The following is a 21,936-nucleotide window of genomic DNA, read 5'->3' on the forward strand; positions in this document are numbered from 1 at the left end:
AAGCGGCCGTTAGCAGAGGCGAACGAAAGCACCGAAATGCCGTCGATCGCCTCGCCCTCGGGCGCTTAACGACGCAGGCCCGAGAACCCTCAGGAACTGGCCCCCACCCTCGCCCCCTTCCGATCCACATCACGTCCCTCTCCGCAGGAATAGACGCGCCCGCTGCGTCATGCACAATATCGGCATCTAAGAACGCGGAGAATGGCCCGTGGGCGTCAACTTCGACCTCAACGACTTGCAGGCATTCAGAGCCGTGGTGGAACTGGGCAGCTTCCGAAAGGCAGCCGAGGCGGTGAACATCTCCCAGCCAGCGCTGAGCCGCCGGATCGACAAGCTGGAGGAAGCGCTCGGCGTGCGTCTCTTCGAACGCACCACGCGCAGCGTGACGCTCACGACTGTCGGCCGGGCATTCGCGCCGAGCGCGGAGCAGTTGCTGGACGATCTCGATGTCGCCCTGCTCGGCATCCGCGATGTCTCGTCGAGCCGATTGGGTCATGTCACCATTGCCTGCGTGCCATCCGTGGCCTACTACTTCCTGCCAAGCGCGGTTGCGAGCTTCCATCGCCGTTTTCCGCGCATCAGGGTGAAATTGTTCGATGCGAGCGCGAACGAGGTGCTCTCCGCCGTTCTCAGCGGCGAGGCTGATTTCGGCGTCAGCTTCATGGGAAGCCAGGAGTCCGAGGTCGACTTCAAAGTGCTGCTGCAGGAGCAGTTCGTCGCGGCTTGCCGTCGTGACCACCCGCTCGCGCGCAAGAAACGCGTGACCTGGAACGAACTCTACGAGCACGACTACGTTTCCGTGGACAAGACGTCGGGCAATCGTCTGTTGCTCGATCAGGCTCTTTCGGCCGTGTCGCCGCGCGCGCCCAGCGTATGCGAAACGCGTCACGTCACGACCATGCTGGGTCTGGTGGAAGCGGGCCTCGGCGTGGCTGCCGTACCGTCGATGGCCATGCCGGGACGCAATCATCACATCCTCACGAGTGTGCCGCTGGTGGACCCTGTCGTGAAGCGACGAGTAGGCATCGTGAGGCGCCGCGGACGCACGCTCACGCCAGCCGCGCAGGAGTTTCATCAAACGATTCTGGGTATGAGAGGCGATGTCAGGAGTAGCGGCACGTCAACCGACGACGTAGCCCGCAAAGCGCGCCCAAGCAGGAAGCCCGCGTCGTGAGGGTGGCGAGAACGCTCCGTCTGCTCTATGTGCAGGTCGTGCTGGGCATGGTGCTCGGCATGGCGCTCGGGCACTTCTGGCCGCAAGCCGGCTCGCATCTCAAGCCTGTCAGCGACGGCTTCGTGGGCCTCGTCAGGATGATGATCACGCCGATCGTCTTCTGCACGATCGTCTCCGGGATCACCTCGGTCGCGAGCGGCAAGGCAATCGGTCGCGTGATCTTCCGGGCGCTGGGACTCTTCTATTTTTTGACTGCGGTGGCCCTCGCGCTGGGACTCGTCACGGCCTTTCTGATGCGGCCCGGCGCGGGCATGCATATCGACCCGCGAAGCCTCGATACGACGAATCTCGCGCAGTATGTGAAGCAGGCGCATCCGGATGGCTTCGTCGCCTTCGCGCTGAACGTCATCCCCGATACGATGTATGGCGCCTTCGAAAAGGGCGAGGTGCTGCCGGTGCTGCTGCTCTCGCTGCTATTCGGCTTCGCGTTGAATCTGCATCCGGCTGCGAGCCGGCCCGTGCTCGCGCTCATCGAGGGCTTCGCGCAGGCGCTGTTTCGCATCCTCGCTATGATCATGCGGCTTGCGCCGCTCGGCGCATTCGGCGCGATGGCTTTCACGGTGGGTCGCTTCGGGATTCACTCGGTCGGCTCGCTCGGCATGTTGATGGTGTCGTTCTACGTGGCGTGCGTGCTGTTCGTCGCGCTCGTCCTCGCTCCGCTCGCGCGCCTGCACGGCTTCGCTCTGTGGCGGCTCTTGCGTTATCTGCGCGAGGAACTGCTCATCGTTCTGGCAACCTCATCGACGGAACCGGTGTTGCCGCGCCTGCTCACGAAGCTGGAGATGCTCGGCTGCGACAAGGGCGTCGTCGGACTCGTGCTGCCCGCGGGCTATTCGTTCAATCTCGACGGCACCGCGATCTATCTGACGCTGGCATCGATCTTCATCGCGCAGGCGTGCGATGTGTCGCTCTCGGCGTCGCAGATCGCGATGATGCTCGCGGTCATGCTGCTGACGTCGAAAGGAGCGGCGGGCGTGGCCGGAAGCGGCCTGGTGGCGCTCGTCGCAACGCTGGCCGTGATGCCGGATCTTCCTTTGGCGGGCGTGGCGCTGCTGGTGGGCATCGACCGCTTCATGTCCGAAGCGCGGGCGCTCACGAGCGTGGTCAGCAACGCGTGCGCGGTGATCTTCGTTTCGATGTGGGATGGCGCCTGCGATCGCGCGCGTCTTGCGCAAATGCTGCGCGCGCCGGCGCCGGTAGACGCCGACGGCGCAGAGGACCACGCGAGCAGTACCTCGGGAAGTTGACCGCGCAGGCTAGATCAATGCGCGGCGACGCTATCGAGCCCGGTCGATCTCACATCGGCCTGCACGCCGGGCGATGCGAGATAGTCGAGGAGCGCCTTCGCTTCCTTCGGATGCTGCGCGCTCACCGGAATGCCGGCGGCAAAACGCGTGACAGACTGCAAAGACTCCGGAATCTTTCCGACGAACGTCGCGCCCTTGACCGGCAGCAACTCGCTCACCTGCTGAAAGCCGATCTCATAATCGCCGTTCGCGACGACCGAAGCCACCGGTATGCGCGGAATCATCTTCGCCTTGGGCTTGACCTGGTCCTCGATACCGAGCTTCGTGAACAGCTCCCGCTCGATATAGACGCCGCTCGCGCTGTCGGAGTAGGCGATCGACTTGGCATGCAGCAGAGTCTGCCGCAGGCCTTCCGCCGAGCTGATATCGGGCTTCGCCGCGCCGTCGCGCACGACCATACCGATGCGCGAGTCCGCCAGTTCCACGCGCGAACCGGGCACGACCTTGCCCTGCTTGATCAACTCGTCGAGCGCATAACCGACCATGATGACGGCGTCGGCCGGCTCGCCCCGTTCGAGGCGGTTGGGAATGGCTTCGGGCGATTTGCCCATCGACGGACCGAGCGCGGTGTCGAGCGTGTTGCCCGTCTCCGACGCGAACTTCGGACCGAGCACCTTGTATGCCGCGGTGAAGCCACCCGAGCTCATGATGTGCAGGTCGGCGGCCTGTACGCTGGACGCAACGGCCGAGGCGGCGATGAGCGCCGCCGCGCAGAGTTTCGAAAGCAAATTCTTCATGATCGAAGTCGTGTAGGGTTCGATAGACGCTCGTCGCGACGAGCGTCGCATCAGTGCGCCGGAGTCAGCCTTGCCGCGCGCCGGCGATAGAGCGCGAACGTCGCCAGAAGCGCGCAGCCGGCGGCGAAGCTCATCCAGTATCCGGGTGCCGCCTTGTCGCCGGTCATGTGAATGAGCGCCGTCGAAATCGCGGGCGTGAAGCCGCCGAACACCGCCGTCGCCAGGCTATAAGCAAGCGAGAAGCCCGCCACGCGCACCTCGACCGGCATCACCTCGGTCAGCGCGACGACCATCGCGCCGTTATACATGCCGTACATGAATGAGAGCCAAAGCAGCACGAGCAGCATGTTGATGAAGCTCGGCGCGTGGGCGAGTATCGACAATGCGGGGTATGCGGTCGCGATAGCGAGCAGCGTCATGCCGACGAGCAGCGGCCTGCGGCCGACCTTGTCCGAGAGCGCCCCGCCGATCGGCAGCCACACGAAGTTCGACACGGCTACGCACAAGGTCACGAGCAGACTGTCCGCGGTGCTCAGGTGCAGGACGGTCTTTCCGAAAGTCGGCGCATACACCGTGATGAGATAGAAGCTCGACGTAGTCATCGCCACCAGCATCATGCCGGCGATCACGGCGGCCCAGTTGTGCGCCAGCGTGCGGAACACTTCCTTCATGCTCGGGCGATGCTGGCGTGCCTTGAACTCCTGCGTTTCTTCCAGATTGCGACGCAACATGAAGATGAACGGCACGATCATGCAGCCGACGAAGAACGGCACGCGCCATCCCCAGCTCGCGATAGCCGCGGTGTCGAGCGACTGATTGAGCAAGAAGCCAAGCGCCGCGGCAACGACGATCGCAACCTGCTGGCTCGCCGACTGCCAGCTCGTGAAGAAGCCCTTGCGGCCAGGCGTGGCCATCTCGGCGAGATAGACCGACACGCCGCCCAGTTCAGCGCCTGCCGAGAACCCCTGCAGCAAACGTCCGACGAGCACGAGCGCGGGCGCCAGAAGACCGATCGTCGCATAGCCCGGCACGAATGCGATCAGGATGGTGCCGCTCGCCATGATGGAAAGCGTGACGATGAGGCCCTTGCGGCGGCCGACATCGTCGATGTAGGCGCCGAGCACGATCGCGCCCAGCGGACGCATCAGAAAGCCGGCGCCGAAGACGGCGAACGTCATCATCAGCGAAGCGAATTCACTCGATGCCGGAAAGAACACGCCGGCGATTTGCGTCGCGTAGAAGCCGAACAGAAAGAAGTCGAACTGCTCGAGGAAATTGCCGGCCGTTACGCGGAAAACCGCCGCAGCCTTTGAATGTCCCGGCGAAAGGGTCGAAGGTGAGGGATGCATCGATGTGTCTCCTGAAGTCCCGAAATGTGCGGTCTGTCCGCTCTTGTATTTCGGGGATGATGGCCTGCCGCCATCAAAACGATAAGTGCAATGTTTTCAACGATTGATGTTCTGTGGTTATCAATCGCCGGAAACGGTCGGCTCGGCCGACCTCCCGGATGTCAGCGCTCAGGCCACGAAACGGCACTGTGAAGCGGGCGTGCGCGTGTCCATGTTGCGGCCGCGGTTCAGGTGATCGTCGATTTCCGCGGCGCAACCGAGCATGCGCGGATACAGAAAGATCGTGAACGCGGCGGTTTCGAGATCCGCCTCGCTGAACGCGCCGCGCTTGAGCGGCTGCCACAGCATTTTCAGCAGCAGCGCGGCGATCACGGCATCGACATTCACGCAGTAGACATTGCGCGAGACGCCCGCGTCGAACAAGGCCTGCACCAGCGCGCGGTAGTACGCATGAAACGCGTTGTACTCGCCTCGCGCCTCGTACAGCTGGGCGATGAACACCTCGCGCGGATCGTGATTCACCGGCTTGTCCTTGAAAACCGGGTGATTGACGCCCGGCAGCTTGGCGATGTCGAGGCTGCCGGCCTGCTTCTGGCTCGCCTTGTATCGCGCGTAATGCTCGACGGAACGGCGCGCGAGCGCTTCGAGATCGACGCCGTGATGCGGGTCCGCGGGATCGTCGAGGGCGCTGTCGCGAAACGCATCGTTGAGAAAGGCGATGCCTTCGTAGCCATTGCCGCCGTGCGTATAGCCGGTGTGCGTCAGAAAACCGGTCAGCGCCTTGTTCAATTGCACGCGTTCGGGCGATTCGGGTCCATCGGCGGATACCGCGCCCTTCGCGCCTTGCGCCGAGATCGCGCCCGGTCCGTTCGTGAGCAGCAAACCGGTCAGCGTCCTGAATGCGAACAGGTCGTCGGCGGACGGTTCGAGGCCGAGCAACGCCGCGAACGCGATTTCCGTCAGCGAGCGCTCGCCGAGCAGCGTCTCGGTGGAGAGGTCGCGGAAGCTGTCCGGACGATGGCGCGACGCGTCCGCCGACGCGCCGATCAGCGTGCCGAAGAGCGTCGTCCACCATGGCAGGCTCTCCGCCGTCAGACGCGAGATGCGCTTGCGCATGAGCGGGCCCCAGGCGAGTGTCGTCGTGATGGCCGCGAGCACGGCGTCCGCGCGCGGATGGCCCGGGCCGCCGGCAAGCCATCGCACGAACACGGAACTCACGCCACGGGCGGCGAGGCCGGCGAGCATGGCTTCGGCCTTCGGATCGCGCTCGTCGGAGAACAGCGTCGCGCTGCCTTCGGTGTCGATCGCGTCGATGTCGAAGTCGTCGTCGAACGCGTCGACGAGCTTTGCCGCGGCGAAGCGGTCGATCATCAGCCTGGCCGACTCGCGCGCCGCTCGCTGGCGATTCGGCCCGACGATCGCGGCGGCGGCGGCGAGCACCGCGTTGGGCGCATTGCCGGCCTCCCGCGCCGCCTGCGCGGCCGACAGTTCAGGCTTGCCATGCAGGTTCACCGCCGCGCCGACCGCGACGTTCATCAGTTTTTCGTCGTTCGCGCCGCCGAACTCGTGCAACAGCGCGAGGCAGACGTTCGCTTCGAAGGAATGCTTGGCCGCTTCGAGCATCGATACGCCGTGCAGGCTGCTCACCTGAGTCTTCGCATCCATCTGCGAGGCGCCCGACGCATCCTTCAATGGCTGGCGCGGGGCAATAGCGCCGATCTGGTCGTTCACGCGCGCGACCTGTTCGTCATAGGGCGCGACAGCTTTCACGACCGCGAGCGCGAGATCGTCGGGCAATTGAAGCCCCTGATCGGAGCCGAACCACGGCTTGAGCGCGAGACTGCCTTCGGGCTCGAAGTCGGGCAATGTGGCGTTCGCCCGCATCACCGCCGTGAGCGCGGCGGGAATATGCGCGATGTTCGTCACCACCGCGCCCTTCGCCGAGCAGCATGGATCGTCGGGCGTGAAAAGCCGTTCGACGCCGAACTTCTCCTTGAACCAGCGTTCCTTCGCCAGCGCATCGTCGGCGCCGCCCGCCATCGCGCCGGCATGTCCCACCGCGCGCGTCAGACGGCTTTTCCAGCGGCCCACCACGCACGCGACCATGGGTTTCGTGAAGTTCGCGTCGGCTTCGTAGTAACCGCCGGGCTCGCAGTACAACACGGCAGCCTTGCTGCGCGCGTCGTTTGCAAGCGCGAAGGCGAATTCCGGCGCGGCATAGTGGATGTAGACGTCCTTGCCGCTGGAGATGACCGTCGAGGTGCCCCAGCCGCTCATGCGCAGGTACTGCGCAATCGTGGTGCTGAAGCCGCCGGAGTTCGAGAAGATCGCGATCGATCCCTGGCGCAAGGTCGCGCCCGGATCGTCGCCGCCGAGCGCGCCGCCGATGCGCACGCGCTGCCACGAGTCCGCCACGCCCAGCCCGTTTGCGCCGAAGATGTCGATGCCCGCCTGCTGACCCATCGCGCGAATCTCACGGGCATCGTGCACGGCGATCTTCTCCGTGATGATGAAGATCTTGCGCAGATCAGAATTCACGCGAATCAGTTCGGCCACGCCGTCGCGCGCGGCCGAAGGCGGCAGATAGACCACGCCGCAGTTGAAGCGATGCCCGGCCTCCAGCCCTTCTCGCACGTTGTTGAAGACCGGAATGTCGCCTGTGGGCGTCGCAAGCACTTGTCCGCCTTTGCCGGGCGCCGTGCCGAAGACGACATTTCCGCCCGAAAAAGCGTGGCTCACCGGCGTCACGTCCGATGATTCGCCACCGAGAATATTCAGCACGCAGACGCGGTCTTCTCGCGTCGCGATATCCGCCAGCGACTGAATGCCGACGAAGTATTTGAAATGACTAATGCCTTGCTTGTGCATGTCCGATCTCCTCAAGCCGATGCCGTATGCGATTGCGCGTCGCGCGCGCCGATGCGCGCCGCCACTTGCGCGCGTCCGCCCGATTGCATCCATGTATCGGCCCGACGCGCGTACTGGATCACTTCGCTGATGTCCGAATCGAAGCCAAAAAGGCGATACGGCAGGCCGAGCGAATCGCAGGTGTCGCGTAGCGCCGACATGCCGCGCACGAGGTTGGGACCGCCGCGTCCGAGCACGACATAGAGCGGCGTCGGGCCGTGCGCGCTGAAGTGCTCGCGCAGCGCATCGGCCATCGCGCGCAGGGTCTCGAAGATGTCGGTGTTGTTGGACTTGCCGCCGATGATGAACAGCACATTCGACTGCTTCAGCCAGTGCCGGAAGCAGATGCGCGCCACTTCCTTCATCTTTTCGTACGGAGGATTGCCGCCGAAGTCCGACGAGATGATCGCCGCATCGCCGAGCATTTCCGTGACGAGCGAGTTCGCGCCGCCGCCGAAGGTAGGCGCGAGGATGGTGCCCTTGTCGTTGATCACGTAGACATCGCTTTGCCCCTGGTGCGTGCGCAGTTGATTGATCTCCTGTTCGAAATCCGAGTAGTCGGCGGCGAACAGATGCGGTGGCAGGCCGAGCCGCGAGAAGCGTGGATCGTCGCGATCGAATCCGCACTTGAAGTCGCAGGCGACGGGCGTGAGACGTCCCTTCTTGTCCTCGCGCATGCGGATGGGGTTGAGTTCCAGCGTCGTCATCCCGAAGTCGTGGAACAGCTCCCAGAGCTTCGGCAACTGCTGCACGAGCGGCGAGATGATTTCGCGCGGCGCGCCGATCTCGCTCAGCGCATTCGCGACGACGAACGCCTTCAAACCGGTCAGCGCATCGAACGGCACCATCGCGACGTGCTTCGGATCGACTTCCTCGATGTCCATGCCGCCCATGTGCGAAAGCGTCATCGTCGGCGCGCGGAAACGCGTGGAATCGGTGATCGAGAAATAGACTTCGTGCTTGGCCGGCACGCCCGCTTCGAACGTCACGCCGTTCGCCTTGGCTTTCACATGACCGATGGCGTGTTCGGCGAAGTACAGCCGTTCCTTTTCGGCGAGCGCCGTCTTCAGATCCGTTGCGCGGCCGAGCAGGCCCGCCTTGCCCTTCTTGCCCACGCCACCCTTGAACACCGGCTTGATGAATATCTGGCCGTGACGGTCGATGAGCGACTTGATCTCTTCTTCGCTGGCGCCCGGGCCGAGCACTTCGCTCGACGGAAAGCCGACGAATTGCAACAGGCGCGAGCCGTGCAACATTCCGGTGATCTGCATGTGACGTGTCTCCTGAATTTGACCTATGACGGATGAAGCGGATACGGAAGGTCCATCGACTCGCTGCGGCAGGCGCGAGATGCACCGCTGCCGCTGGATGCGCTCGGAAGCGGCGGCAGGACTCGAATAGCGAGATGGAATACGCGAGTTATGCGTCGATGACTGTTGGCGGCAGCCGCGAACGGGCGTGCCCTGGGATGCAGCGAAACGCTAGTCTGCGCTTCGTGCCTGTCTCCGACGCGTTCTCTTTTATGAACGTCTTGAGATCAGATACTTGCGCAAGAAGGTCGAAACAAAAAGTGCAATTTTCTGAAGCATTGATGTTCCGACGTTATCAATGCGAAGAAGCGGAAAAAGCGGTCTGCGTCGCGCGTGGCGTGGAAAATCAGTGCGACGACGACTCGAGTCAACGTCGAGTCGCGTCACAAGGTCGGCCCGCATGCACTCGCCGGCGCATAAAGTCCAGCGAAAACCGGGTTCCCCACTTACTCACTTCAGCGATGCCGCAGCCGTCGACTGTGCGTAGTCCTCGGGCAGCGAACTGGACCTCAGCACGTTGGCCGGCAGATGCTGCGCGTCATTCTTCGATACGGCCCCTACGAACTTCCAGCCTGACGGCATCTTCACGAACGCGAAACCCGTCGGTTGATCCACGAACACTGAATAAACAGGGCTCGCCGGTGAGGCGACAGGCGCAGCACTGCTTGCGAAAGTTGTGATAGGCGCAGCAATGAAAAGCGCGGCAGACAAAGCGGCAATAGACGTTCTCATGGAAAGCTCCAAAGATCTGGTTTATGTAACGATCGACACATATATTAAATAACGATCGCGCGATAAGGTCCAGACATTTTGTGACGCTCGACATATAATTGTGAATTCCATGCACGTCATTAATGCCGCCGCGTGCAGCGGGACCGGGAGACGATATGACGCTAGACAGGCAGCGCCCCATGGAAGAGGCTCAAAGACCGCGTGGCCGGCCGCGCGCTTTCGATCGCGATGCGGCGCTCAGGCGGGCAATGGAGGCGTTCTGGGCCAAAGGCTTCGACACCTGTTCGATGTCCGACCTCGTCAATGCCATGGGCATCAATTCGCCAAGCATCTATGCCGCCTTCGGCAGCAAGCAGGAGTTGTATCGCGAGGCGCTGGCCCTCTACGCGCGCGAGGAAGGCGGCGCAGCGGTTCGGCAGTTGCGCGCGCATGAATCGGTGCTGGACGCGCTACGCGCGATGTTCCGCGCGAGCGTCGTACTGTTCACGAGCGGCCAGGCCCCACGTGGCTGCATGATTTTTCTCGGCGGCATGTCGGTTGGAATGGAGCACGCCGAACTACGCGAGGAATTGCGCGCGGAACGCCGCAACGTGGCGCGAGCGATCGCCGCGCGGCTCAAACAGGCGCGCGAGGAAGGCGAACTCGATGCCAACGCCAACGTTCAAGCGATCGCCGCGCTCTGCATGACGCTGATGGGAGGTTTGTCGATAGAGGCTCAGGACGGCGTGCGCCGCGCGTCGCTGTTCGCCGCGATCGATGAATTCATCGCCGGCTTGCCGGTCGCCTCGGCATAGCGATATGGGTGCGTCATCGGCTAACGATCATGTGCTTGCGCGCTGAACTCAAACCGTCCGCGCCACTGATCTTACCCGGAGCATGCTGAAGAGCCGCTGAAAACGGACGTCGATGAAGACGACAATTCCATCACTTGCGCGGCTGAATAGTCGCCGCCGCAATTCCCGCTCCGGCGAACGCGCACGCGGCCGCGACCAGCGCGACGGCGTGCAGCGCGTCAGCGATAGCGTCGGCGTCTGCCCGTGCGACCGGTAGCGCACGTCCATCGCCCGCCGCTGTCGCAGACTCGATTCCCGGCTGCAACGACGTCGCAGTCACGCGTGCATTCTGCGGCACGTGCAACGCATCGAGCCGCGCCGACAACGCCGCGTGGTGCGACCAGACGAACACGATGCCGAGCACGGCAATCGCCAGCAGGCTAGCCACGCGCGCAATGGCGTTGTTGATGCCCGACGCAATGCCCGCGCGGTCGGCCGGCACCGAATTCATGACGGTCGTGGTCAACGGCGCGACGGTGATCGTCATCCCGAGGCCGAGCACGGCAAGCGCAGGGAAGAATCCGCTCCAATAGCTGCCGCCCGCAAACGGCAGCGCCAGCAATGCGAAACCGAGTCCGGCGACGCTTGGCCCCACTGTCAACAGCAAGCGCGAGCCGAAGCGGCTCGTCAGGCCGCCGGTCAATCGCGATAGCAAACCGATGATGACGGGCGCCGGAAGCAGCGCCGCTCCGGCTTGCGTCGCCGTGTAGCCATGTGCGCGGATCAGCGTGAAGGGCAGGAAGAAAAATACGCCACCGAGGCCGAAGTAAAGCAGCAGTGTCACGAGATTTGCGCCTGCAAAATCTCGCGAGCGAAAGACGTCGAGCGGCATCATCGGGTAACGGCTTTTCGCCTCGATCCGCACGAATGCGGCGAGCACGACGAGACCCGCGCCGAGCGCCGACAGTACCAGCGGATCGGCGAACCCGTGCGCGGCGGCGTCGGTCAGGCCGTATGTGAGCGCGGCAAGTCCTGCTGCCGCGCACAGCGCGCCGGGCCAGTCGACTTGTCGAGGTTCATCGAGCTTGTGGCTATCGGGCACCGACAAGACGGCGAGCGCGATCGTCACCGCTGCAAGCGGCACGTTGAGAAAGAAAATGGCTCGCCACGACAATGCATCGACGAGCCAGCCGCCTGCTACCGGCCCCACCGCCGATGTAATCGCGCCCACGCCGGCCCAGGTGCCGATTGCACGCCCGCGGGCTTCGCCTTCGAATACGGCGCCTATGATCGCGAGACTGCTCGGCACGAGCAATGCGGCGCCGATGCCCTGAAACGCGCGCGCCGCGATCAGCGCATGGACGCTCGGCGCAAACCGGCAAGCCGCCGACGCGAGCGTGAACAGCGCGATGCCCGCAATGAAGATCGTGCGGCGGCCGAAGTGATCGCCCATCGACCCGCCGACCAGCACGAGCGAGCCGAGAAAAAGCAGGTACGCGTTCACCACCCACTGCACCGCCTGCACGCTCGCGCTGAAGTCGCTTTGAATGGCGGGCAGCGCGACATTGACGACCGAGCCGTCGATGAACGCCATGCTCGACCCGAGAATCGTCGCGGCGAGCGCGAGACGCGCGCGACGGCACGGACGGTCCACGCTCGTTGGCTGCGAGCGAATGTAAAGCGCGTCGCACGGGCTTGCCTGCGCAGGCACGGCGCACGGCTGTTTCGGCTCGCTGTCGAGCAATTCCCGGTCGACCAAGTTGCCCCCGCTCTCATCGATGATGAGTAGCATAACAATGCAAGGCGCCGATCGCATCCATGAAGCGCTTGCTGTTACGCCAAGCTAGCGCGGGTTCTCATCCAGCACGAGAAGGTTGTCATGCGAAAACCCGAGTGCAACCGGCTGCCCGTATTCCGGCAGGGTCCTGTTCGGATCGTTGAACACATCGATTGAAACGACCGCGTCGCTCACGCGCGCGCGAATGCGCACCACGGCGCCGAGAAAGCTGATCTGCTCGACGGTGGCCGCGAGCGAATTGCGGCCGTTCGACGGCGGCTCCAGCACGATCGCTTCGGGACGCAGCGCCAGCAATCGCTCCTTGCCGGCATCATCCGGCGGCAGCGAGCGCGACGTCACGAGTTCCTGACCATCGACCGCGATGCGCCCGGTGCCGGGATCGATCACGCGTCCCGCCAGAATATTCAGCGTTCCCACGAACGATGCGACGAAGCGCGTGCGCGGAAAGTTGTAGATGTCGAGCGGCGAACCCACCTGCTCCACGCGCCCGTCGTTCATCACGACGATACGGTCGGAGATCGACAACGCCTCTTCCTGGTCATGCGTGACAAAGATCGATGTGATGCCGAGCTCACGCTGCAGCCCCCGAATGTCTTCGCGCAGCGACACGCGGATTTTCGCATCGAGCGCGGACAGCGGTTCGTCGAGCAGCAGCACCTGCGGTTTGCTCGCCAGCGCGCGAGCCAGCGCCACGCGCTGTTGCTGTCCGCCTGACAGTTGCCACGGATACCGCCCGGCGAGTTGCGGCAGCTTGATAAGTTCGAGCATCTCGGCGACGCGCGCATCGATCTCCTTTTGCGAACGCTTCGCAACCTTCAACGCGAAGCCGATGTTCTGCGCCACCGTCATGTTCGGAAAAAGCGCATACGCCTGGAACACCATGCCCACGGCGCGATCGCGCGTGCGCATATGCGTGACGTCGCGTCCATTCAGACGGATGGTGCCGCGCGTGGGCGTCTCGAATCCGGCGATCATGCGCAGCACCGTCGTCTTGCCGCAGCCCGAGGGACCGAGAAACGTGATGAATTCGCCCTGCTCGATCGTCATGTCGAACCGATGCAGGGCCACGTTCGGCCCGAAGGTTTTGTGAAGATCGTCGATTTCGAGAAATGGCATGCTTGCGGCCTCGTCGGCTCAGGTTTTACGGCCGGCCAGTGCGCGCGCCGATCCGAACACCTGGATCACGCCCATCGATGCCCATGTGACGATGAATGCGATAATCGCCAGCGCCGACGGTTCGTATGCGCGGTTCGCGCCGATCAATTGCAGATAAGGTCCGAACGCCGGACGGTCCAGCAGGCTCGCGATCGTGAATTCGCCGATCACGACGGCGAACGTCAGAAACGCGCCGGACAGAATCCCCGAGCGCACGTTGGGGAAGATCACGCGGAAGAGGATCGTCGTCCAGCCGGCGCCGAGACATTCGGCGGCCTCGGTCAGCGAGCGAACGTCCACGGCGCGCATGCCCGCATCGACGGCGCGATACATGTAGGGCAAAGACAGCGTGACGTAGCCGAAGACGAGCAGCAGATCGGTCGCGCGCTCGTTGCTGGTGAGCGGCAGGATCGAACTGCTGTTATAGATGCGCAGATAGCCGAAGACGATCACGATGGCCGGTATCACGAGCGGCAGCAGGGTGATGAATTCGACGACGGGCCGCAACTTCGGCAGACGCAGTTGCACCCAATACGCGGTGGGCACGACGAGCAGCACGCCGATCACGATGGTGAGCAGGCCCATCAGCACCGAATAGCCGAACGAAGCCTGAAAATGCGGATCGCCGAGCACGACTCGATAGGCGTCGAAGCTGTAGCCATCGCGGCGCATCCGCAGGCTGAACTCGAAGGTGGCGGCGAGCGGAATCAGAAAGTACAGGGTGCCGACGATCATCGCGACCCAGGCGCCCACGCGCGATTGCGTCTTCATCGGCGCCCTCTTTCGGCTCTCGCGCGCAACCAGATGTAGCCGCCGTTCGACAAGCCCGTGACCACGATCATGCCCAGCGCGAGCGCATAACCGAGGTTCTGATTATGCAGCACGTCGCCGCGAATCTGCGCGTACAGCAGGATCGGCACGATGTTGAGCGAACTGCCTGTCAGCGCATAGGCCGTGGCCACTGCGCCGAACGCGTTGGCAAAGAGCAGCAGCGCCGCGCCGAGCAGGCTCGGCCACAGGACCGGCAATCCGACGTAGCGCCAATACTGCGCGGCCGTGCCGCCGAGACAGTCGCATGCTTCGCGCCACTCACGTTTGAGACCGTCCAGCGCGGGCGTGATGATGAGGACCATCAACGGAATCTGGAAGTACAGGTAGGTGATGGTCAGCCCGAAGAAGCTGAGGATGCTGAAGCCCGTGGAATAGAGATTGACGCCGAGGTATTTGCGCGCCAGCACCGTCACGAGACCCACGCGTCCCAAGGTGCAGATGAATGCGAACGCGAGCGGCACGCCCGCGAAGTTCGAGGCGACTCCCGAAAACGTCATGAGCGTCGGACGGATCCACGCCGGTAGGCGGCCATGCACCGCGGCCCAGGCGAGCAACGCGCCGAAGAGCGTCCCGCCGGCGGACGATGCCACGCTCACTTTCACGCTGATCCAGTAGGCATCGAGCACGGCGGGCTGGGACAGTTCGCGAAGATTTGCCAGCGTGAAGTGTCCCTGCGCATCCTGGAAGGCGCCGATCATCAGAAAAGCGGTGGGCAGCAATAGAAACAGCAGCGCGAACGCAAAGAATGGCGCGACGCCGGCATAGCTGAGCCAGCCGGCGCCACGGCTAGCGCGAGCGGGGCCGGACTGCGGCGCGGGCGCGACCGGCGTCAGCAGATCCGGGCCCGAAGCGCCTGGCTGCGGAGATACGCTCATTGCAGCGAACTCGCGGCTACTTCACGTTCGCGCCGACGACGTGATCCCAGCCCTTGGTGACGGCGTCTTTCGTCGCGTTTTGCTGGTCGAGCGTCGGGAACACGGCGTTGCTGTAAGCCGATGCCGGCGGCAGCTTCGCGAGCAGCGCCTGCGGCACCTTCTTCTGCGCGACCAGTTCGTTATAGCGCATGGGATGGCAGTATCCGGCGAGCCAGCCGAGTTGCCCTTCGTCGGAGTAAAGGAACTCCATCCACAGTTTCGCCGCGTTCGGGTGCGGTGCATAAGCGCTGATTGCCTGCACATACACGCCTGCGACGACGCCCGTCTTCGGCACGATCACCTGCACTTTGGGATTGCCTTTGAGCGTGTCGCGGTCGGCAAGCGCGTTGTAGTCCCAGCGCACGATGATCGGCGTCGTGCCCTGCGCAAGCGACGCGGCCTTGCCGATCACCGGCACGAAGTTGCCGCTCTTGTTCAGATCGGCGAAGAACTTCAGGCCCGCCTGGTCGGCCTTGGACCCGTCACCCTTCGTCTGCGAAACGCCCGCTGCATAGACGGCCTGAATCGCCTGATTCGCCGAACGCGGGTCGCCCGCGAGCGAGACCGCGTTGCGATAGTCGGACTTGAGCAGATCGCCCCAATCGGACGGCGGCTTGTCGATCATGTCCGCGTTGACTTCGAACGCGAGCACGCCGTAGTAGTCGCCATACCAGTAGCCATCCGCATCCTTCGACGCAGCGGGGATCGAGTCCCACGTCGACACCTTGTAAGGCTGCAACAAGCCTTCTTTCTTCGCGGACGGACCGAACGACAGCCCGACGTCGATCACATCCGGCGCTTGCGGACCCTTGTTGCCTTTGTTCGCCTTGATTGCTTCGATCTCGTCACCCGAACCCGCATCCGGGTTGAGCTCGTTGACGTGAATGCCGTACTTCTTCTGGAACGCGTCGATCAGCGCGCCGTATCCGCACCAGTCGTGCGGCAACGCGATCGTGGTCAATTGCCCTTCCTGCTTCGCGGCGGTGACGAGCGCCTCGGATGGCGCGGCGGATACGGCGCCGCTGCCGCCCGCCCCGAGCGCCGTTGCCGTGGAGATCGAAAGAAAACGGCCCGCCCAGCTACGCTTCATCGTCATCGATGTTCCCGAAAGGAAGGTGGTGCGTTGAAGAGATCGTCCGATTGCTGGTGCAGGCTAGTTTCAAATACGTGAATTTGCAAGCCGCCAAAAAAGTACGACTGCGCTTATGGCGGATGGCGGCTGAATAGCGGCGTTAGCGCGATTCTTATTGGTGCTTTGACAAGCGAGCGTCCTTTATGTGGCAGAAAGGCCGTCATCAGCGCACACGGGCGGTTGTGTCGATGTGGGCCGTGTCTCGAACGAGAGGAATCATGGCGGAGCCAGCAATTGCTCGGCGCATCGCAGGTCGTTGTTGACGAACGCGTACAGTCCGAGCCGCAGGTTGCTGATGAGTCGCGCATGCGGGTCATCGCGGCGTCACGATGCCCGCATAGTCCAGAAACGATCGGGCAGCAAGCGCCGGCTGATCGCAGCGCTTCGATCGACGAGCGAGCGGCACGCGCAGCAGCGTACGGTGTTGTCGACCGCATTCAAGCCCGTGAATAGGCGATCAGAACCGGCAGCCCGCGTGCGAGCAAGGAGCTTCAGCCGAGCACTGGCGCCTTCCGCCTGCCCGCGGCTTGCTCATAGGCGTAGGCGAGGCCCAGCAGCGCTGCCTCGTCCCACTGGCGACCCACAAAGATAAGCCCGAACGGCGAGCCCGACTCGTAGTAACCGGCGGGAACCGCGATGCCTGGCACGCCCGCGATGTCGATCTCCCCGACCGTCGTCTCCTGAATGGTGTCCTTTCCGTGCAAGGGCGGAAGTTCGCATCTCATCTGCGGAAAGACGAGGGCATCGAGCCTCTGCTCGTCGAACACGCGCTCGAAGATTCGCAGATAACGCGCCTTCAGTTCGATGAATTCAGGCATCTCCGGCGGCTGCGACGGGTTCGCCCGCGCGGCCTCGAAATCCGCCAGGCTATGCATGAAGTTCAACACGCCGTTCGGTGCGAAAGCGTCTTCGTCTTTCGTGGCCTCCGCGAATTGCGCGAAGCTCTTGATCGACGCGTTCTTGCCGAGACGCTCCAGATATTTCTCGACGTCGTAGGGGATGGATTCGAGACCGCGCGCGTCGAAATTGCGCAGCGGCGGAGTCGTCCTGCGCAGTTCGGCAAAGCCGGAGCCTTGGAAAGGATCGTCGATCAGCGTCGCGCCGAGCGATACGAGCTCGCCCTTCACGCGCTCGTACAGCGCCGCGGCCTCGTCGGAAAGCGGCTGATCGCGCCAGCCGGGACCGTACAGACCGATGCGCTTGCCCTGCAGCGCGTCACGGTTCAGCGCCGACGCATAGCCGCCTTCCGGCTGCCGGCCGACGCCGGCGAGCGTCTTCGGGTCTTCGCTCGTGTAACCGGCGATCACGTCGAGACACAGCGCCGCATCTTTCACGTTGCGCGCAATCGGCCCGACCACGTCGCGATTGCCCGACAAGGGCATCACGCCCGCGTTCGGCACCAGCCCGATGGTCGGCTTGATGCCGACGAGGTCCTGCGCGGATGCAGGGTTCTGGATGGATCCACCGGTCTCCTCGGCGAGTCCGAGCACCGCCATGCCCGAAGCCACCGCCGACGCCGTGCCCGCGCTGCTGCCGCCCGGCACGCGGTCGGGCATCGCGACGTTGATCGTCGGGCCTGCCCAACTGTCGTTGGCATGCGATCCGGTATGACTCAGAATCGGGACGTTCGTCTTGCCGAGCAGAATCGCGCCCGCGCGGCGCATGCGCGCGACAACCGGCGCATCGCGCTCGGGCATCAGGTCGATGCCGCCCGTCTTGCTGTACAACTTCGACCATCCCGCGGTGGTCGGAAAGCCGACCATGTCCATCGGGTCCTTGATGACCACCGGCACGCCAGCGAGCGGCCCCAATGCTTCACCCGCGGCGCGCCGCTCATCGATCCTGCGCGCGTCGTCGATCGCGGCGGGATTCAGGAAGATCAGCGCGTTATACATCGTGTTATGACGTTCGATCCAGTCGAAGCAGGCACGCGCCAGTTCTTCCGCCGTGAACCGGCCGGTCCTGAATCCGTCCTGCACGGCATCCACCGTGAGGGTCGCGAGATCGACGTCGATTGCGCTGCGTTTTTCCATTCGATGCTCCCGTTGAGTTGATTGATTGCTCAGAGCTGGACGCCACGCGTGAGCGCGCCGTCGACGACGATGTTCGCGCCGCTCACGAAGCTCGCTGCCGGACTGGCGACGAACGCCACCGCATTGGCGATTTCCTGCGGCCTCGCCATGCGGCCGGTCGGATTCAACGCCAACGCCCGTTCGAACAGCGCCGGATCGTTGTGCTCGATCCAGTCCCATACGCCGCCTTCGAAGTACACGTTGCCCGGCGAAACCGTGTTCGCGCGAATGCCCTTCGAGGCCAATTGATTCGCGAGCCCCTGCGTGTAATGCACGATCGCGGCCTTGAAGACGCCATAAGGCCCGGCCGCGAAGTCGATCTCGCGTGCCGACACGCTCGATATGGCAACGATCGACGCCGCCTTGCTCGCGGTGAGAGAAGGCATGGCGGCATCGACGAGATTGACCGTGCCGAGCAGATCGGTTTCGAACTCCTTGCGCCACGACTCGAGGTCGTTGCCGATGGCCAGCGCGCTCACATTCGCCACGACGATATCTAGCCCGCCCCACTCCGCGCCGACACGCTCGACCCACGCCTTGAGCGCGGCGCCATCGGAGACATCGACGGCCGCACCCGACGCCCGCGCGCCGCTCAGTTCGGATAGCGCGCTCGCCGTCGCTGCGACGCTGGCTTTGTCGCGCGCGCAGATGGCCACATCGGCGCCCTCGGTAGCCAGCGTCCGCGCGATCGCGAGACCAATGCCCTTGGTCCCGCCGGTCACGATCGCTTTCAAGCCCTTCAGTTGCAGGTCCATATTCGCCGCTCCTTAAGTGTCGATGAATGGGCGGCGCGACGCGGTCACTCCCTGTCGCGCCCGTCGTCCGAATCCAGCCCGCGTGCGATCTGCAAGACTTCGCCTGCCTGAATGACGGAATGACAGATATCGTCGATCGTCACGCGCTTCTCCATTGCCTGCGCGCGCAGCATGTCGTAAGCCTCGCGCTCGCTCAAGCGATGCATGGTCATCAGGATGCTCTTGGCTTCCTGCAAGTGCCGGCTGTCGAGCAGCTTCTGTTCGAGCCTCGCGATGCGCTGCGTGTGTTGACGCGCGCGCCTCGCATGATAGAGCGCCATCACCACCGTGGACAGCAGCCCGGAGGCGCGAATCGGCGTGGTGACGATGCCGTCCGATCCCATCTTGATCGCCTGATCGATGAACGTCGGGTTCTCGTACGCCACCACGCAGATGACGGGCGGCGCATCCGGGCCGCACCACTCGCCCTTCGGCGCGCGCTCTTCGGGCAGCAACGCCCGGAACACGAGATCCGTCTTTTCCGGCAGCGTGTCCGTGGGCGGCCAGCATCGCTCGACCTGAAAGCCCATGCGCCTGAGATGGTTCGTGAGCGTCAGCCCGTCATCGTCGTCCGGATGAAAAACGACGACCCGTGCATTGCGCTCGAGAATCGAACCGGTGAGGCTTCGCTGACCTCTGTCTGTTCGCGCGCTCACGTCAGTACTCTCGCGTGCTCAGCTTCGTGACCCAGTCCCCCAGCTTCTGGCGCGTCATGTACGGGTCGGGACCGACGGCGAATTTCGACTCGCGCAGAATGGTGAACTGGCCATCGGCGTTTACACGGCCGATGCGCGGATAGAGCGCCATGTGATGATTGACGGGATCGATGCGCACCCGGCCCTGCGGCGCCGCGTATTCCGATCCGAGCAGATGCGGCATGATGACGCCGATCTCGTCGGAACCCGAACGTGCGTAGGCTTCGGCGAACATGTGCATTTGATAGTACGCGGCCTCCCAGTTCATGTCCGTCGGGGTGTCCGAACCGTAGCGCGACTGGTGATGCGCGACGGCGCGGTGATTCTCTTCGGTATCGACGCTCTGGAAATAAGGCGCTGCCGTGATGTGCCCTGCCGCGATGCCGCGCTGCATCGCGTGGATTTCGGTCTCCGACGTATTCAGGCTGCCGATGGGCATGCGCGACGGATCGAAGTCGGCGTGCGCGTACGCATCGTAGAGATACGGCACCGTCGCGCCGATGACCGTGCTGAAAATCCAGTCCGGAGACTTGCGCCGGATGTCCGCGACCACTTGCTCGAACTGCTCGCGCGTGGCGTCGAGCGAAAGATACCGTTCGCCGAGAATCGCGCCTTCGGGGTGCTGCAGCAGCAGCTCCTGCATGGTGCGGTTGCATTCGTACGGATAGACGTAGCTCGACCCGACGAAGTACACGCGCGCGCCGAAGGTCTCGGTCATGAAGTCCGCCAGTTGCACGCCGTTCTGATTGGGCGACGCGCCGCTGTAGATGATGTTGTCCGAATACTCGAAGCCCTCGTACATCTGCGCATAGATGAGAAGCCGGTTGTGCTTCTCGACGACGGGCAGCATCGCCTTGCGGCTCGTCGACGTGTATCCGCCGAAGATCGTATTGACGCCGTCCTTCACGATCAGCCGCTCGGCAAGCTCGCGGAACACGGCCGGATCGGACGCGGGGTCGTAGTGAATCGCGACGAGCTCGCGCCCGCCGATGCCGCCGCGCGCATTGATCTCCTCGACGGCGAGGCGCGCTCCGCGCCATTGCGACTGCTCGAGCAGAGCGGTCGAGCCGCTCGTCGAGCACAGCAGACCCACTCTGATGGGATCGGACAAAGCCATTTCGTGACACGCTCTGGAATGCGCGGAGAGAGGACGCCCCGCGCGTGATGCCGACTGCCTTGGACGCGCCAACTGGCGCGTTACTTGAGGTAATGCTTGGCGACCATTGCGCCAACCGTGTATTTTGGATCGACAAAATTGCCCAGTCGAACCTTGCCGACCTGGCTCAGCATCATGTACGCGTCCCACTTGTCGAAGCCGTATTCCGCGGCCATCCATAGCACCAGCTCGCGGTAGGCAATGCGCGTCGCGTCTTCCAGCGGCCGCGCGCTGCCGATGCTCATCAGCGCGTCTTCGTTCTCTAGCCGCGGCCAGTCGATCTGCCACTTCTTGATGAGATCGACGCGCACGGTCGTCGTGCTCTGATATTCGACCGCCGTGCCGCAGACTTCGCCGTCGCCCTGACAGGCGTGCGCATCGCCGATGAAGAGCCGCCCGCCCGGCGAGCGCACCGGCAAGTACGTGATGCTGCCCGGTCCCATGTCGGGCACGTCCATGTTGCCGCCGTGGTTGTCGGGCGTGAGCGAATTGATGGAGTCGATCTCCGGCGAAAGACTCAGCGTGCCGATATGCGGCTTGTACGGCAGCGTATTGCGCTTGCTCCAGTACACGTTTTCTTCGTCGATCCTGATCTTGCGCACCACTTCCGGCAGCGGCTCATTCAAGAGCGCTGTATAGTCCGTGCCCGTCAGTCCGCCGAAGTTGGGAATCATGCAGCAGAAGCCGTGCGGATCGTCACCGCGCGGCGCCATCTTCTCGATGTACACGGCGACAACATCGCCCTTCTCCGCGCCCTCGATCATGATCGGGCCGTTCTGCGGATTGAGGAACGGCACCTTCAGCACCTCGGACGGCTTGTCGGTCTCCTCTTTGATCTTGCCTTCGAACGCATCGCGCGTCTCCACCACCACGCGATCGCCGGGCTTCACATGCAACACCGGTTGCGAGTACGGCCCGATCGTGTAGTGATAGGTCTTCTGCATTTCCTCGGTCAGATGGTGCTCCACCGGTTCGCGATCCGCGCCGACGCCACGCTTCATCATGATCGAGTCTTCAAGCCATTTCATGTTTCGTCTCCG

18 protein-coding genes are annotated in these 21,936 nt (G+C 63.7%); 3 read left to right on the forward strand and 15 right to left on the reverse strand.

What is annotated here, in order from left to right:
• Positions 1-208 precede the first annotated feature (208 nt).
• Together LDZ24_RS21875 and dctA are read left to right on the forward strand one after the other, a co-directional pair.
• The gene (locus LDZ24_RS21875) at positions 209-1,174 is read left to right on the forward strand and encodes a LysR family transcriptional regulator (RefSeq protein WP_248324174.1); all 966 of its coding nucleotides are present in this window, start codon (positions 209-211) and stop codon (positions 1,172-1,174) included.
• Entirely contained in the window at positions 1,171-2,481 is a 1,311-nt protein-coding gene (dctA, locus tag LDZ24_RS21880; RefSeq protein WP_248324175.1) for a C4-dicarboxylate transporter DctA, read from the forward strand. Before LDZ24_RS21875 ends, dctA begins: the two co-directional genes overlap by 4 nt.
• 14 nt (positions 2,482-2,495) lie before the next feature.
• On the opposite strand, the gene LDZ24_RS21885 is transcribed toward dctA, so the two are convergent.
• The 5 genes from LDZ24_RS21885 to LDZ24_RS21905 all read right to left on the reverse strand — a co-directional run bounded on the left by LDZ24_RS21885 (position 2,496) and on the right by LDZ24_RS21905 (position 9,459).
• On the reverse strand, positions 2,496-3,278 hold the full coding sequence (locus LDZ24_RS21885) for a substrate-binding domain-containing protein (RefSeq protein ID WP_248324176.1): 783 nt from the start codon (positions 3,276-3,278) through the stop codon (positions 2,496-2,498).
• Between the two features lie 50 nt (positions 3,279-3,328).
• Entirely contained in the window at positions 3,329-4,627 is a 1,299-nt protein-coding gene (locus LDZ24_RS21890; protein WP_248324177.1) for an MFS transporter, read from the reverse strand.
• A 168-nt stretch (positions 4,628-4,795) separates the two neighbouring features.
• On the reverse strand, positions 4,796-7,495 hold the full coding sequence (locus tag LDZ24_RS21895) for a CoA-binding protein (protein ID WP_248324178.1): 2,700 nt from the start codon (positions 7,493-7,495) through the stop codon (positions 4,796-4,798).
• Positions 7,496-7,506: 11 nt separating this feature from the next.
• Positions 7,507-8,805 carry an ATP citrate lyase citrate-binding domain-containing protein gene (locus tag LDZ24_RS21900; RefSeq protein WP_248324179.1) on the reverse strand — a complete coding sequence of 433 codons (1,299 nt, stop codon included), beginning with the start codon at positions 8,803-8,805 and terminating at the stop codon, positions 7,507-7,509.
• Between the two features lie 489 nt (positions 8,806-9,294).
• On the reverse strand, positions 9,295-9,459 hold the full coding sequence (locus LDZ24_RS21905) for a hypothetical protein (protein WP_248324180.1): 165 nt from the start codon (positions 9,457-9,459) through the stop codon (positions 9,295-9,297).
• 296 nt (positions 9,460-9,755) lie between these two features.
• On the opposite strand from LDZ24_RS21905, the gene LDZ24_RS21910 reads away from it, so the two are divergent.
• Entirely contained in the window at positions 9,756-10,370 is a 615-nt protein-coding gene (locus tag LDZ24_RS21910) for a TetR/AcrR family transcriptional regulator (RefSeq protein WP_248324181.1), read from the forward strand.
• A 130-nt stretch (positions 10,371-10,500) separates the two neighbouring features.
• On the opposite strand, the gene LDZ24_RS21915 is transcribed toward LDZ24_RS21910, so the two are convergent.
• The 10 genes from LDZ24_RS21915 to LDZ24_RS21960 form a co-directional block, all read right to left on the reverse strand.
• Entirely contained in the window at positions 10,501-12,141 is a 1,641-nt protein-coding gene (locus LDZ24_RS21915) for an MFS transporter (protein WP_248324182.1), read from the reverse strand.
• 51 nt (positions 12,142-12,192) lie between these two features.
• The gene (locus tag LDZ24_RS21920; RefSeq protein ID WP_248324183.1) at positions 12,193-13,263 is read right to left on the reverse strand and encodes an ABC transporter ATP-binding protein; all 1,071 of its coding nucleotides are present in this window, start codon (positions 13,261-13,263) and stop codon (positions 12,193-12,195) included.
• An 18-nt stretch (positions 13,264-13,281) separates the two neighbouring features.
• A complete protein-coding gene (locus LDZ24_RS21925; RefSeq protein ID WP_248324184.1) occupies positions 13,282-14,073 on the reverse strand; it encodes an ABC transporter permease in 792 nt (263 codons plus the stop codon).
• Entirely contained in the window at positions 14,070-15,008 is a 939-nt protein-coding gene (locus LDZ24_RS21930; RefSeq protein WP_248324185.1) for an ABC transporter permease subunit, read from the reverse strand. The genes LDZ24_RS21925 and LDZ24_RS21930 overlap by 4 nt, the downstream gene beginning before the upstream one ends.
• A gap of 16 nt (positions 15,009-15,024) precedes the next feature.
• Positions 15,025-16,143: an ABC transporter substrate-binding protein gene (locus LDZ24_RS21935; RefSeq protein ID WP_248324186.1), complete on the reverse strand. Its 1,119-nt coding sequence runs from the start codon at positions 16,141-16,143 to the stop codon at positions 15,025-15,027.
• A 527-nt stretch (positions 16,144-16,670) separates the two neighbouring features.
• Complete coding sequence (locus tag LDZ24_RS21940; RefSeq protein ID WP_248324187.1) at positions 16,671-18,212, reverse strand: amidase; 1,542 nt, start codon at positions 18,210-18,212, stop codon at positions 16,671-16,673.
• A gap of 29 nt (positions 18,213-18,241) precedes the next feature.
• Positions 18,242-19,006: an SDR family NAD(P)-dependent oxidoreductase gene (locus tag LDZ24_RS21945; protein ID WP_248324188.1), complete on the reverse strand. Its 765-nt coding sequence runs from the start codon at positions 19,004-19,006 to the stop codon at positions 18,242-18,244.
• Positions 19,007-19,050: 44 nt separating this feature from the next.
• Positions 19,051-19,701 carry an ANTAR domain-containing response regulator gene (locus tag LDZ24_RS21950; protein WP_248324189.1) on the reverse strand — a complete coding sequence of 217 codons (651 nt, stop codon included), beginning with the start codon at positions 19,699-19,701 and terminating at the stop codon, positions 19,051-19,053.
• Between the two features lies 1 nt (position 19,702).
• A complete protein-coding gene (locus tag LDZ24_RS21955) occupies positions 19,703-20,857 on the reverse strand; it encodes a transporter substrate-binding domain-containing protein (RefSeq protein ID WP_206470330.1) in 1,155 nt (384 codons plus the stop codon).
• An 80-nt stretch (positions 20,858-20,937) separates the two neighbouring features.
• Positions 20,938-21,924 (reverse strand): acetamidase/formamidase family protein, encoded by a 987-nt coding sequence (locus tag LDZ24_RS21960; protein ID WP_175943192.1) that lies wholly within the window; start codon positions 21,922-21,924, stop codon positions 20,938-20,940.
• Positions 21,925-21,936: the final 12 nt, after the last annotated feature.

The sequence above is a fragment of the Caballeronia sp. Sq4a genome (assembly GCF_023170545.1).
In the GTDB taxonomy this organism is placed as follows: domain Bacteria; phylum Pseudomonadota; class Gammaproteobacteria; order Burkholderiales; family Burkholderiaceae; genus Caballeronia.